Annotated in this window: 13 protein-coding genes; 6 read left to right on the top strand and 7 right to left on the bottom strand. The window is 68.1% G+C overall.

The annotated features are described in order from the left end of the window. Window positions 1–88: 88 nt before the first annotated feature. Both ACFLIT_RS03875 and ACFLIT_RS03870 read right to left on the bottom strand, forming a co-directional pair. The gene (locus ACFLIT_RS03875) at window positions 89–688 is read right to left on the bottom strand and encodes a cupin domain-containing protein (RefSeq protein WP_479909878.1); all 600 of its coding nucleotides are present in this window, start codon (window positions 686–688) and stop codon (window positions 89–91) included. 147 nt (window positions 689–835) lie between these two features. After that, a complete protein-coding gene (locus ACFLIT_RS03870) occupies window positions 836–1267 on the bottom strand; it encodes a hypothetical protein (protein WP_479909877.1) in 432 nt (143 codons plus the stop codon). Between the two features lie 171 nt (window positions 1268–1438). Between ACFLIT_RS03870 and ACFLIT_RS03865 the strand changes: the two genes are divergently transcribed. Further along, complete coding sequence (locus ACFLIT_RS03865; protein ID WP_479909876.1) at window positions 1439–1921, top strand: hypothetical protein; 483 nt, start codon at window positions 1439–1441, stop codon at window positions 1919–1921. 3 nt (window positions 1922–1924) lie between these two features. Here ACFLIT_RS03865 and ACFLIT_RS03860 read toward each other — a convergent pair whose 3' ends face one another. The 4 genes from ACFLIT_RS03860 to ACFLIT_RS03845 all read right to left on the bottom strand — a co-directional run bounded on the left by ACFLIT_RS03860 (window position 1925) and on the right by ACFLIT_RS03845 (window position 6876). Next, on the bottom strand, window positions 1925–2503 hold the full coding sequence (locus tag ACFLIT_RS03860) for a YceI family protein (protein ID WP_479909875.1): 579 nt from the start codon (window positions 2501–2503) through the stop codon (window positions 1925–1927). 196 nt (window positions 2504–2699) lie between these two features. Next, window positions 2700–4259 (bottom strand): PQQ-dependent sugar dehydrogenase, encoded by a 1560-nt coding sequence (locus ACFLIT_RS03855; protein ID WP_479909874.1) that lies wholly within the window; start codon window positions 4257–4259, stop codon window positions 2700–2702. 394 nt (window positions 4260–4653) lie between these two features. Continuing rightward, window positions 4654–5907 carry an MFS transporter gene (locus ACFLIT_RS03850; protein WP_479909873.1) on the bottom strand — a complete coding sequence of 418 codons (1254 nt, stop codon included), beginning with the start codon at window positions 5905–5907 and terminating at the stop codon, window positions 4654–4656. A 195-nt stretch (window positions 5908–6102) separates the two neighbouring features. Continuing rightward, the gene (locus ACFLIT_RS03845) at window positions 6103–6876 is read right to left on the bottom strand and encodes a cupin domain-containing protein (RefSeq protein WP_479909872.1); all 774 of its coding nucleotides are present in this window, start codon (window positions 6874–6876) and stop codon (window positions 6103–6105) included. A 188-nt stretch (window positions 6877–7064) separates the two neighbouring features. Here ACFLIT_RS03845 and ACFLIT_RS03840 point away from each other — a divergent pair, with 188 nt between their 5' ends. From ACFLIT_RS03840 to ACFLIT_RS03820, 5 genes are all read left to right on the top strand, one after another. Continuing rightward, complete coding sequence (locus ACFLIT_RS03840) at window positions 7065–8021, top strand: acetaldehyde dehydrogenase (acetylating) (RefSeq protein WP_479909871.1); 957 nt, start codon at window positions 7065–7067, stop codon at window positions 8019–8021. A 1-nt stretch (window position 8022) separates the two neighbouring features. Continuing rightward, entirely contained in the window at window positions 8023–9036 is a 1014-nt protein-coding gene (dmpG, locus tag ACFLIT_RS03835) for a 4-hydroxy-2-oxovalerate aldolase (protein ID WP_479909870.1), read from the top strand. Between the two features lie 89 nt (window positions 9037–9125). Further along, window positions 9126–9986, top strand: a complete 861-nt coding sequence (locus ACFLIT_RS03830; protein WP_479909869.1) for an IclR family transcriptional regulator — start codon at window positions 9126–9128, stop codon at window positions 9984–9986. A 4-nt stretch (window positions 9987–9990) separates the two neighbouring features. Then, the gene (locus ACFLIT_RS03825; protein WP_479909868.1) at window positions 9991–10788 is read left to right on the top strand and encodes a 2-keto-4-pentenoate hydratase; all 798 of its coding nucleotides are present in this window, start codon (window positions 9991–9993) and stop codon (window positions 10786–10788) included. Between the two features lie 116 nt (window positions 10789–10904). Continuing rightward, entirely contained in the window at window positions 10905–11552 is a 648-nt protein-coding gene (locus ACFLIT_RS03820; RefSeq protein WP_479909867.1) for an FABP family protein, read from the top strand. On the opposite strand, the gene ACFLIT_RS03815 is transcribed toward ACFLIT_RS03820, so the two are convergent. Further along, complete coding sequence (locus ACFLIT_RS03815; protein WP_479909866.1) at window positions 11549–11932, bottom strand: hypothetical protein; 384 nt, start codon at window positions 11930–11932, stop codon at window positions 11549–11551. The two genes, ACFLIT_RS03820 and ACFLIT_RS03815, sit on opposite strands and share 4 nt — an antisense overlap. Between the last annotated feature and the right edge of the window lie 46 nt (window positions 11933–11978).

Here is an 11978-nt window from a genome sequence, read left to right as displayed (position 1 = left end):
GGGGGAGGAGAATGCAGGGTCGTTCTACCTCCTCCCCTGCGAAGCGGGGGAGGTGTCGCGGCGCGCTAGCGCCACGACGGAGGGGGCGTCAGCGCGGGGCGCCCGGGGCCGCGCCCATCGGCGGCGCGCCGGGCGCTCCGCCCGGCGCCGCGGCGCCCGGGACCGGGAAGAAGGAGGTGAAGATGGTCAGGCCCTCCGCCCCGGTGGCGGCGATGCCGTGCGGCGTGTTGTTCGGCACGATCGCGAAGGCGCCCTTGGTCAGCGGATAGTCGGTGCCGCCGGTGATGCCGGTGCCGTTGATGTTGCCGCCGGCGGGGGTGGCGCCGTCGAGCGTGCCGCCCATGGTCAGGGTGCCCGCGCCGTCCATCACATAGATCAGTTCGGCATTGGTGGTGTGGATCGAGGGGTTGGTCTTGCCGACCCGGTATTCCAGCTGCGCCCGGCCGCCCGGCGCGCGGATGATCTGCTTGTACGGCGCGTTCGGCGCATTGCCCTGGCGCTCGCTCTTCGACTGGGCGAGCAGCTTGGCGACGTCTTCCGGGCTGGCGAACAGGATCGGCGGCTGCGGGGCCCGGGCGCCCGCGGGCGGGCCGCCCGGAGCGGCGCCGGCCGGCGGTTGAGCCAGGGCGGCCGACGACAGGGCGGCCACCGCGAAGGTCGCGGCGGCGAGAATACGCTTATGGGTCATTGTTGCTTGATCTCCTCCCAATTGGCCAAGTTTTGGCTCTATCGCCGCCGAATAGCGAGTCCCTGTCACGCGATGATTTCAACGATGACGCGCGCTCTGTGAGAGAGGAAAGGCGGCCGCCGGAGTGAACCCGACGGCCGCCTCGCATTAGCAGGCGTATTGCTGGCGGACCACCGTGCTGCGGCCCCAGCGATCGTAGACCCGCTCGGTCCGCTGGCAGGTGCGGCCATAGCCGTAGCCGCCGTAGGACGAGGCGTAGCCCGGCGCGTAGCCGTAGCTTGAGCCGTAGCCCGAGCCATAGCGCGGGGCGTAGCCGCCGCCGTAACCGTAGCCGTAGGACGAGCCGTAGCTGGGCGCGTAGCCGTAGCTCGAGCCGTAATAGCGGTTGTTGTTGTTCGACGAGCTGGCCAGGGCGGCGCCGATGGCGAGACCGGCGATGCCCGCGACGATGGCCGTCGAGTTGTCGTTGCGGCGGCCGCGATCGTAATAGCGGCTCTGGGCCGACGCCGGCGCGGCGGTGGCCGCGATGGCGCCGAGGGCGGTGACGGCGACGAGCGCCGCGGTGATGGGCTTGCGCATCTGAAGCTCCTTGGTCGGCCAAGAGCGGCCGTTGGGCGACAGAAAGCGCCTTTCCATTTGAACCGGGGCTGAACGAAAGCGGGACATCCCGTTTAACTGCACCTGCGCCATGAACCTTGCGCCCGCGTCAGGCGCTTAACCGGCATGGACGCCCCAGCCCCCGCTTCCCGAATGGCATTCTGGCTTGTCGCCGTCGCCGGCGCGGCGCTGTCTCTGATCGGCGGGGTCTCGGCCGGAAGCTATTTCAAGACCGGCGTCGACACCTTTTCCCGGCCCATGTCGGGCAGCGGCGGCTTGATCTTCTCGCAGGCCGCCGCTGCTCCGATCGTCTACATGACCGACGCCTCGGGCAAGATTCCCGACTACGTGCTGGGGACCGACTTCACCCAGCCGCGCGCGCCCGAGCCGATCGTGCAGGCCGCCTACGAGCCCGAGCCCCTGCCCGACCGCTGGGATTTCCCGACGCCGTCCCCCGAACCCGCGCTGGACGCGGCGAACCAGCCGCCCCTGCCGCCGCCCTCGATCCACGGCGACATCCTGGCTGGGGCAGACCGCCTGCCCCAGACGCAAACGCCGGCCGAGCCCGAGGCCCAGCCGGCGTCCGTGACTGCCGTCGATGGCGGCGCGCCGCGAGTGATCGCGGCGGCCTACTAGGCCCTACGGCCGCGTGGCGACGACGTGGATTTTCACCTGCACCTGCAGCGGCACCGACTCCCCGCCCTTGAACTGGCCCTGGCCGACGCCGAACAGGCCGCGATCGATGGTCACCGTGCCGTCGGCGGTCGCTGACTTGCCGTTCACCTTGATCGTCACCGGCAGCACCACCGGCTTGCTGACGCCCTTCAGGCTCAGGTTGCCGGCCACCTGGTAGTTGTCGCCGCCGACGCTCTTGAAGCTCGTCGAGGTGAAGGTCGCGGTGGCGAATTTCGAGCTGGCGAACCAGTCGTTGCTCGGCAGGGCCTCGTCACGGTCGCCGTCGCCGGTCTTGGCCGAGGCGGTCTCGATGCTCACCGTCGCCTTGGAATTGGCGAGGTCCTTCGGATCGAAGGCGATCTGCGCGTTCCAGCGGTCGAACTGGCCGACGAAGCCGCCGCCTTCGAAAGACGAGACGAAGTTGATGCGCGAGGCGCCCTTGTTCACCGTCCAGGCCGGCGGGGCGGCGAAGGCGGCGCCGGCGACGGCGAGCGCCGCGACGGCGGTGAACGGAGCGGCGAAACGGAGCGCGGGCTTGTGCATCTGTGATCTCGGCGGTGGCGGTTAGCGGCAATGTTGGGCGGCCAACATCGTCGCACAAGGGGGCAAGTCTTGGGCGGGTGATGACGCCGCCGGGTTTCCGGCGTGTGACGCCCCTGAAACCGACGCTTCTGAAACGCAAAACCGGACCGGGCGCGGGCCCGATCCGGTCTGCAGTCCAATCCTTGGAAGGATCGTCTTACTTGGCCGCGCCCGGAACCAGCCGGATCACGCGGCCCGGCGTCGAGGCCGCGAGGCCATAGCCGGTGCCCGTGCCCGTCGGGTTTTGCAGCAGGACGTAGAGGTAGCCGTCCGGTCCGATCGCCACGGCGCGGTTACGGCCGTGGTTGTCGTACAGCACTTCGTCGGAGACGACCCTGTCGCCGCTGATTTCAAGACGACGCAGGGCGCCGCCGGCCAGGGTGGCGACGAACAGGTTGTTCTTCCAGGCCGGGAACTTGTTGCCGGTATAGAAGCGGATGCCCGACGGCGCGACGGTCGGCACATAGTACTTCTTCGGGTTTTCCATGCCCGGTTCGGACGTCTTGGTGATGCCCGGCTGCAGGCCGTTGGAGATCACGCCCCAACCGTAGTTGTGGCCCTTCTGGATCAGGTTCACCTCGTCGCCGCCGGTCGGGCCGTGCTCGGTTTCCCACAGGAAGCCGGTGCGCGGATCGATGGCCAGGCCTTCGGGGTTGCGGTGGCCGTAGGACCAGATCGACTTGATCGCGCCTTCGGTGTTGTAGAACGGGTTGTCGGTCGGGACCGTGCCGTCGACGTTGATCCGGTGGATCTTGCCGAGCGGGGTCGTCAGCTTCTGGGCGTTGGTCATGTCGCCCCGTTCGCCGAGGCTGAAGTACAGGTGACCCTTGCCGTCGAACAGGAAGCGCGTGCCGTAGTGGGTCACGCCGGGGGTGTAGATCTCCGGCGGGGCGCGCCAGATTTCCTGGGTGTCGGTCCACTCGTTGTTGGCGTTCAGCTTGCCGCGGACGAACACGGTCATCGACGGCGGCAGCACGGGACGCGGGCCGGGGGGCGGGCCGCCGGCGCGCGGGCCGGTGCTCGGCTCGGCCGGCGGCGGCGGCGGCGGGATTTCATGGCCCGGCGCCACGTCGGTATAGGCCAGGTAGATCCAGCCGTCCTTGGCGTAGGTCGGCGAGACGGCGATATCGAGCATGCCCGAATCCTGGCGCTCGTAGACGCGCGGCGTGCCCTTCACAGCGGCCGACATGCGGCCGTCCTTGTCGACGATGCGCAGGCGGCCCGGGCGTTCGGTCACCAGCAGGCGGCCGTCCGGCAGGAAGGCGAGGCCCCACGGCGTCTCGAGGCCCGAGGCCACGAGTTCGATGTGGAAGGTCTGCTTCTTGCTCTTGATCGTCTCGCCGTCGGGGTTGGAGACGAAGGTCGGCTTCGGGTTCAGGTTGCCGCCCTGGATCTTCAGGTAGGTCATCGTCTGATAGACCTGATTTTCCGTCAGGTCGCCGAAGGCGTGGTTCGGCACGCCGGCCGGACCCTTGGTGATCGCGGCGGTGATCTGGGCGTCGGAGTGCGACTTCAGATAGGCGTCGGTGAAGACGCTCTTGGCCGTGCCGCCCTGCAGATCGCGGCCGTGGCAGCTGGCGCAGACCTCATTGTAGATCTGGGCGCCGCTGCGACCGGCGGGGTTGGCGGCCGGCGCTTGCGGCGGCTGGGCTTGCAGCAGCGCCGGGGCCAAGGCCGCGGCGCCCAGCAAGGACGCAAATCCAATTAGCTTTTTCATGCCTCAGACCCGTAGTTGAGAGCGGAATGGGACGCCATGGACGCATGGCCGCGGCCCGCCGCGAAGCGGTGGTGGAAGCTTGGGCGTCCGGGCGCGCCAGTTGGAAGCTTGGTGCTCACTCTGTCTCCCCCGGTCGTCTGCTCGATGGCTCGACTTTCGGCGACGGCTGGTTCCATCGCGCAGGCCCGGTATACAGCGCCCATTGCAGCGTGCAACTCGTTGTCGCGCAAAGGATGAGAGCCAGCATCGACAAGCGTGGCTTTTCCCGCCGCTGTAACCGATATCAGCCGAGACACCTGAGAATTCATCGCATTTGTCGGAGGCCCGCCCCAACGCGAACGGGCCGCCCCGAAGGGCGGCCCGCCTTACGCTCTCCGACACTCTCGTTGGACCGTCAGGTCGAGTGCTTGCCCGGCTTGTTGAGGCCGTAGGACAGGATGGCCGACAGGATCGTGAAGCCGATGAACACCTGGAAGGCCGAGGTGTAGCCCACCTGCGCCGCGATCGGGGCGCCCAGGCCCTGCACGCTCAGCACCAGCGGCGCCATCAGGCCCATCACCTGGGCCAGGCGTTGCCGGCCGAAGCGCAGGGCGATCAAGCCCGGCCACACCGGCAGCACGCCGCCGGCCGAAGCGCCCGTGCAGGCGGCGGCGATGTACATGTTGCCGAAGGTCGGCGCGAAGACCAGCAGCGACACCGAGATGAAGTTCAGCACCACCGCGATCCAGAAGGTGTGGCGCAGCCCGATCTTGTCGGTGATGGCGGCGAACATCAGCTTGCCGATGATGGCGGCGATGCCCATCAGCAGGGTCAGCTTGGTCACGGCGGCGACGTTGAAGAGTTCGGCCCCGAAGGTCGCCTTGCCGTACGGGACGATGGCGGCGGTGATCGCCAGATAGACCACCACGGTCAGGCCGTAGGCCACCGCGATGATCCAGAAGTCGGGGTTGCCGAGGACCTGACCGGTGCTCAGCGGCGCCGGCGGGGCGGAGGGCGCGCCATTGGTCTGCGGCAGGCCGCCCACCGGCTCGACGCCCTTGTGCTCGGGCTTGTCGACCACCAGCAGGAACATGGCCGGCACGCCGATCACCACGATCAGGGCGGCGAAGATCTGATAGGTGGTCTGGTAGCTGTAGTCGGCGATCAGGTTGGCGGCGATCGGCGGCAGGATGAACTGGCCGACCGAGGTGCCCAGGGTGGCCAGCGTCAGCGCGCGGCCGCGGTGGGCGTGGAACCAGTTGGCGATGATCGCCGAGGCCCCCATCGGGGCCACGATCACGGCGCCGAAGGCGATGATCACCGCGTAGCAGGCGTAGAAGATCGGAATGGACGGCGACAGCGAGGCGCCGAGGAAGCCGAGCCCCAGGATCACCAGGCCGACGATCATCACGTATTTGGTCGGGAACTTGGCGAGCAGCTGCCCGCCGAACAGGCCGACGATGCCGCTGCCGATGTTGAACAGGGTGAAGGCCCAGATCACCGTCGGGGGCTTCACGCCGAAGGCGGTGGCCACCGGGTTCGCAAAGACGCTGAACGAATAGAAGACGGTGCCGTAGACCAGGGCGTACGCGATGAACGACGCGACGACGATGATCCATCCGTAGTGCAGTCCGCCGGGCTTGGCCGCCACGGCTCCTGAGTTCGCCACGAGTTTCCCCCAAAGCTTATTGTTAGGTTACAGCGATCTAGACGTCAGACGCCGAGACCGGGCAAGCCGCCCCCTGCGGGCGACGCGGGCACACTCTCATGCTCTGAGAGTTTCTCGCAACGGAAAGCCTGCTCCGAAAAACAAAAGGGCGCCCCCGAGGGAGCGCCCTTAGGTCTCGATGGCTGACCGCTTGGATCAGTCGGCGCCGCCGGGGCGCGGGGCGCCGGCCGGCGCGGCGCCTTGCGGGGCGCGCGGACGCGGCAGGCCACGCTCGTCCACCGCGATGTTCGGCGACGGGCCGTTGCCCCACAGCAGCAAGACCGCCGGCTCGTTGCGCGCGCCGTCCCAGTGATAGGTGTACGGCGGTTCGGCGACGTAGGTGCCGGCCGGCAGCGGATAGGTCTTGGTCTTGTCCTGGGTGGCGCAGGAGCACACCCACCAGGTGCCCGACATCACCAGGGCGTAGCGGGTGTTCGGGTGCATGTGCGGGCCGCTGTAGGCGCCCGGCCACCACTTCATCATCTGCATGTACGGGCCCGGCGTGGTCGGGCTGCCGAAGATGTTCCAGGTCTGGTTCTGGCCTTCACGGCCGCTCCAGGGGATGTCGTCCGGCAAGGCGAACTTGATGTGCGTCGGATCCGGCACCGGGCCGATCGTCAGGATCGGCGGCACCGTGCGGCCGGGCGGCGGTTGCGGCGGCGGCGCATTGGGGTTCGGCGGAGCCGGCGTCGGCTTGGTCAGGTTCGGCGGATCGGTGCGGTTCGCGGTGTTGGCCCGGCCGTTCAGATAGGCCGCCAGGGCCTCCTGCTGGTTGGGCGCGCCGGGCGGGGGCGGATTGCCCTTTTCCTCGGGGAACGCGAACACCGGCTGGCCCGCGGCGGCCGCCGGAGCCTGAGCCGCAGCCGCGCCCGCGGCGGCGGCGAGGCCGGCCGCAGCCAGCAAACCCGTCAAAATCGTGCGTTTCCGCATCATTCTCTCCTCCCAGGACGTTGACCCCATAGGGGGCGAGAACGAACGCTATGCCAAGGTTGCGCCACACTTTGTCGTTTAGCGTCTCTCATCGAATGAGAGAAAAACCACCCCTCGGCTTTGAGTTTTCTCAGCGGCCTCTCGATAAAGAGGCTCTCAAAAAAGGCCCCAAGGGTCCAGGGACGCGCATGTCAGAAGCCACCACACCCAAAAAAGTAAAGGTCGCCATCATCGGCTCCGGCAACATCGGAACCGACCTGATGATCAAGGTCATGCGCACATCCGACGTACTCGAGATGGGCGCCTTCGTCGGCATCGACCCCAATTCGGACGGCCTCAAGCGCGCCGAGCGCCTGGGCGTGGCCATCACCGCCGAGGGCGTCGACGGCCTCGTCAAGATGCCGGAGTGGAAGGACATCGGCATCGTGTTCGACGCCACCTCGGCCGGCGCGCACAAGAAGAACAGCCAGCTGACGCTCGACGCCGGCAAGGTGATGATCGACCTCACCCCCGCCGCCATCGGCCCCTTCACCATCCCGGTGGTCAACGGCGAGGCGAACCTCGACGCCCCGAACGTCAACATGGTCACCTGCGGCGGCCAGGCGACGATCCCGATCGTCGCGGCCGTCAGCCGCGTGGGCAAGGTGCACTACGCCGAGATCGTGGCCTCGATCGCCTCGAAGTCGGCCGGCCCGGGCACCCGCGCCAACATCGACGAGTTCACCGAGACCACCTCGAAGGCCATCGAGACCGTCGGCGGCGCCGACAAGGGCAAGGCGATCATCATCCTGAACCCGGCCGAGCCGCCGATGATCATGCGCGACACCGTCTTCACCCTCTCCTCGGGCGCCACCGAGAAGGAGATCGAGGAGTCGGTCGAGGCCATGGTCGAAGCCGTCCGCGAATACGTCCCGGGCTACCGCCTGAAGCAGAAGGTGCAGTTCGAGCGCTTCGGCCCGAACAACCCGGTCCACATCCCGGGCATCGGCGATTTCGAAGGCCTGAAGACCAGCATCTTCCTCGAGGTGGAAGGCGCCGCCCACTACCTGCCGTCCTACGCCGGCAACCTCGATATCATGACCTCCGCCGCCCTGAAGACCGCCGAAAAGGTCGCGGTGCGCAAGCTCATCAAGGAACCGGCCTGAGATGTTCGATCCCAACGTTGATAAGCTCTACATCCAGGATGTGACCCTGCGCGATGGCATGCACGCCATCCGCCACCAGTATTCGATCGACCACGTCATCGCGATCGCCAAGGCGCTCGACGAAGCCGGCGTCGACGCCATCGAAGTCGCCCACGGCGACGGCCTCAACGGCTCGTCGTTCAACTACGGCTTCGGCGCCCACACCGACTGGGAGTGGATCGAAGCGGTCGGCAAGACGGTCAAGAAGGCCGTCCTCACCACCCTGCTGATCCCCGGCATCGGCACCGTCGAGGACCTGCACAAGGCCCACGACCTCGGCGTGCGTTCGGTGCGCGTGGCCACCCACTGCACCGAAGCCGACATCGCCAAGCAGCACATCGGCGAAGCCCGCAAGCTGGGCATGGACGTCTCGGGCTTCCTGATGATGGGCCACATGTCCGAGCCGGACGCCCTCGCCCAGCAGGCCAAGCTGATGGAAGACTACGGCGCGCACTGCGTCTACGTGACCGACAGCGGCGGCGCGCTGGACATGGACGGCTACAAGGCCCGCGTCGAAGCCTACGACCGCGTGCTGCGCCCGGAGACCGAGCGCGGCATCCACGCCCACCACAACCTGTCGCTCGGCGTCGCCAACTCGATCGTCGGCGCCCAGGGCGGCGCCCGCCGCATCGACGCCTCGCTGGCCGGCATGGGCGCCGGCGCCGGCAACGCGCCGCTGGAAGTCTTCATCGCCGCCGCCGACCGCAAGGGCTGGAAGCACGGCTGCGATCTCTTCGCGCTGATGGACGCCGCGGAAGAGCTGGTTCGCCCCCTGCAGGACCGCCCGGTCCGCGTGGACCGCGAAACGCTCAGCCTCGGCTACGCCGGCGTCTATTCGTCGTTCCTGCGCCATGCCGAAAAGGCGGGCTCGGAGTACGGCATCGACGTGCGCACGATCCTCGTCGAACTCGGTCGCCGCCGCATGGTCGGCGGCCAGGAGGATATGATCGTGGACGTCGCCCTCGATCTGCTCTGAGGGGAGAGCGGAAAGGGCGAGGAGGGCCGCCGCGCGGACGCATGTCGCGCCGCGGCGGTCCCTTCGAATGAGAGTGGAGGAGCCAGCGGGTGTCTACGCCTCGTAACCAGTCCGTGTTCAAGGCCTTCGCAATGCTGAAGTCGTTCCGTCGCCCTGACGAATGGGTGACGAGTTCGGAGCTCAGCCGACGCGCCAATCTGCCGGAGGCTTCCGGCTATCGCCTGATCCAAACGCTCGAGGAGATCGGCGCCGTGGTTCGCGGCCCACGCGGCAAGTACCGCCCGGGACTGCTGCTGGTCGCCTTGTCGCAGAACGTGGTGGTCAGCGAGTTGCTGCATGAAGCCAGCCAGTCGATCGCCGACGAGCTGGCCAAGCGCCTCACCGTCACCGTCCATCTCGGCCTGCTCGAAGGCGGCATGGTCACCTATGTGACCAAGGCGACCACGCCCGACAGCTTCACCACCCACACCCGCGCCGGCTCGCAACTGGAGGCCTACTGTTCGGCCGTCGGCAAGGTGCTGCTGGCCGACCTGCCGCGCGAGCAGCTTGAAAACAGCGTGCTCGACAACGAGCTGGTGGCGCTGACGCCTCACACCATCACCGACCACGACGCCCTGCGCGCCCACCTGGAAACGGTGCGCGAGGAAGGCTTCGCCGTCGACGACCGCGAGGCCCGCCTCGATACCTGCTGTGTCGCCGTGCCGATCCGCGACGGCTACGGCCGCACCGTGGCCGCCATGTCGGCCACCGACAGCGCCGAGGCCATGACGCCCGAACGCCGCGCCCAGCTTCGCGAGGGTCTGCTGGAGGCCGCCGAGGCTCTCAGCCGCAAAGTCTACCCGGCCGCGCCCTCGATGCGCGAGCCGACCTCCGCCGCCGGAAAAAGCGCCCCGTCCAGAAGTGGCGCGCCCGGCGCCTTCAAGCGTGTTGAACAAAGATTAGGGGCCTGAGGACATGACCACCGAAAGCACGATCGACAAGGTCGCCAAGGCGTTGGACGCCGCCTGGAAGGGCCGCGCGCCCATCGCGCCGATCACCGCGACCTACGAGGACGTGGACCTCGCCGGCTCCTACGCCGTGCAGACGGCCTGGACCGCCGCCCGTGTCGCTGGCGGCGAAAAGATCGTCGGCCGTAAGATCGGCCTCACCAGCCCCGCCATCCAGGCCCAGCTCGGCGTCAGCGAGCCTGACTACGGCACCCTGTGGGAAAACAGCTTCTACGAAGCCAAGGACGGCGCGGTGACCATCCCCGCCGCCGACTTCCTGCAGCCGCGCATCGAGGGCGAGGTCGCCTTCCTGATCGGCCAGCCGCTGAAGGGCCCGAACATCACCCCCGAGCAGGTGTTGGAAGCCACCAAGGCCTGCGCCCTGGGCGTCGAGATCGTCGATAGCCGCATCGCCGACTGGAAGATCAAGCTGATCGACACCATCGCCGACAACGCCTCCTACGGCGGCTTCACCCTCGGCCCGTGGGACGAGAGCCTGGTCGACATGGACAAGCTGTCGAACCTCGAGATGAAGATCCTGCACAACGGCGAGCTGGCCGCCGAAGGCCTCTCCTCGGCCGCCTTCGGCCACCCGGCCAAGTCGACCGCCTGGCTGGCCAACAAGCTGCTGGAATTCGGCGTCTCGCTGGAGCCGGGCGACGTGGTCATCTCGGGCGGCATCACCAAGATGCTGCCGGTGAAGGCCGGCGACGAATTCGTCTTCTCGCTGAGCACCCAGCCCGACCTGACGATCAAGTTCGCTTAAGCGCGAACTTAAGCAATCGATCTGAAAGGCGGGCCCACATGGGCCCGCCTTTTTTGCTGTCCGCAGCCGTCCAATCGAGCTTGACCTTGGCTTCCCGCGGGTCTCAATCCCCGGACATGAACCCGTTCCCCGACGACATTTTCACCGAGCCGGAAGACGTCGATCCCAACACGCTCGACAACCTCGGCCCCCTGCGGCGCCTGGCCGGCGTGTGGGAGGGGCGCAAGGGGATCGATCTCAACCCCAAGGCCGAAGGGCCGGAGCGGCGCGCCTATATCGAGCGCATCGACATGCAGCCGATCGACCCGCAGGCCAACGGGCCGCAGCTGTTCTACGGCCTGCGCTACCACCTGCACATCAACACCGAGGAAGAGGACATCACCTTCCACGACCAGGTCGGCTACTGGCTGTGGGAGCCGGCCACCGGCCTGATCCTGCAGTCCCTGACCATCCCGCGCGGCCAGGCGGTGCTGGCCAAGGGCGCGGCCTCGGAGGACGGCAAGACCGTCGTCGTCTCGGCCGAGCGCGGTTCGACCGAGGCCGGCATCGTCTCCACCGCCTTCCTCGAACACGCCTTCCGCACCGATTCTTACGTGCTGACCGTCACCTTCCACGACGACGGAAGCTGGTCCTACGTCTCCGACACCATGCTCGCCGTGCGCGGCCAGGCCGAGCTTTTCCGTCACCGCGACCGCAACACCCTGGTCAAGATCGCCGAACCCCAGCCCAACCCGCTGGCCCTGATCGTGGCGGCCAAGGCCTAGCGGCGTTCGGACGCCATCGCGGCGGCGCGAAACAGACCGCCCGCCGCCAGCCACAGCGCGGCGAACACCGCGCCGCCGACCAGCACCTTGAGGGGCAATCCCGCCACGGCCTTCGTCGACGGCGCCGTGGCGATGCCGATGCTGATCAGCCCCTGCATCGCCGCCGTCCCGACCATGGCCCGCGCCAGGCCCGCCGGCCGGAACTGCACCGCGAAGGCTCCGACCAGCCCCGCCAGGATCACGCCGAACGATCCCAGCCCGGAGCCGTCGTCCCGCACGATGGTGGTCCACACGATCAGGAACGACGTCAGCGCCGCCACCGCCACGCCCGCGCCATAGGCCCGGCCTCCGCCGCCCGTCCGTTCAGTCGCTTCCGTCATAGGCTGCCCCTTTGAGACCTGCCCCCTTCTTGGCCCGCGCACGGAT

It is taken from the genome of Caulobacter sp. HJHS_5, from assembly GCF_056683955.1.
Note: the sequence above shows the minus strand (reverse complement) of the source record. Positions and strands in the feature narration are given on the sequence as shown.

Bases quoted from the DNA above. Each gene is read 5' to 3' on its own strand.
- ACFLIT_RS03875 (WP_479909878.1), bottom strand. From the start codon at position 688: ATGACCCATAAGCGTATTCTCGCCGCCGCGACCTTCGCGGTGGCCGCC.
- ACFLIT_RS03870 (WP_479909877.1), bottom strand. From the start codon at position 1,267: ATGCGCAAGCCCATCACCGCGGCGCTCGTCGCCGTCACCGCCCTCGGC.
- ACFLIT_RS03865 (WP_479909876.1), top strand. From the start codon at position 1,439: ATGGCATTCTGGCTTGTCGCCGTCGCCGGCGCGGCGCTGTCTCTGATC.
- ACFLIT_RS03860 (WP_479909875.1), bottom strand. From the start codon at position 2,503: ATGCACAAGCCCGCGCTCCGTTTCGCCGCTCCGTTCACCGCCGTCGCG.
- ACFLIT_RS03855 (WP_479909874.1), bottom strand. From the start codon at position 4,259: ATGAAAAAGCTAATTGGATTTGCGTCCTTGCTGGGCGCCGCGGCCTTG.
- ACFLIT_RS03845 (WP_479909872.1), bottom strand. From the start codon at position 6,876: ATGCGGAAACGCACGATTTTGACGGGTTTGCTGGCTGCGGCCGGCCTC.
- ACFLIT_RS03840 (WP_479909871.1), top strand. From the start codon at position 7,065: ATGTCAGAAGCCACCACACCCAAAAAAGTAAAGGTCGCCATCATCGGC.
- dmpG (WP_479909870.1), top strand. From the start codon at position 8,023: ATGTTCGATCCCAACGTTGATAAGCTCTACATCCAGGATGTGACCCTG.
- ACFLIT_RS03825 (WP_479909868.1), top strand. From the start codon at position 9,991: ATGACCACCGAAAGCACGATCGACAAGGTCGCCAAGGCGTTGGACGCC.
- ACFLIT_RS03820 (WP_479909867.1), top strand. From the start codon at position 10,905: ATGAACCCGTTCCCCGACGACATTTTCACCGAGCCGGAAGACGTCGAT.
- ACFLIT_RS03815 (WP_479909866.1), bottom strand. From the start codon at position 11,932: ATGACGGAAGCGACTGAACGGACGGGCGGCGGAGGCCGGGCCTATGGC.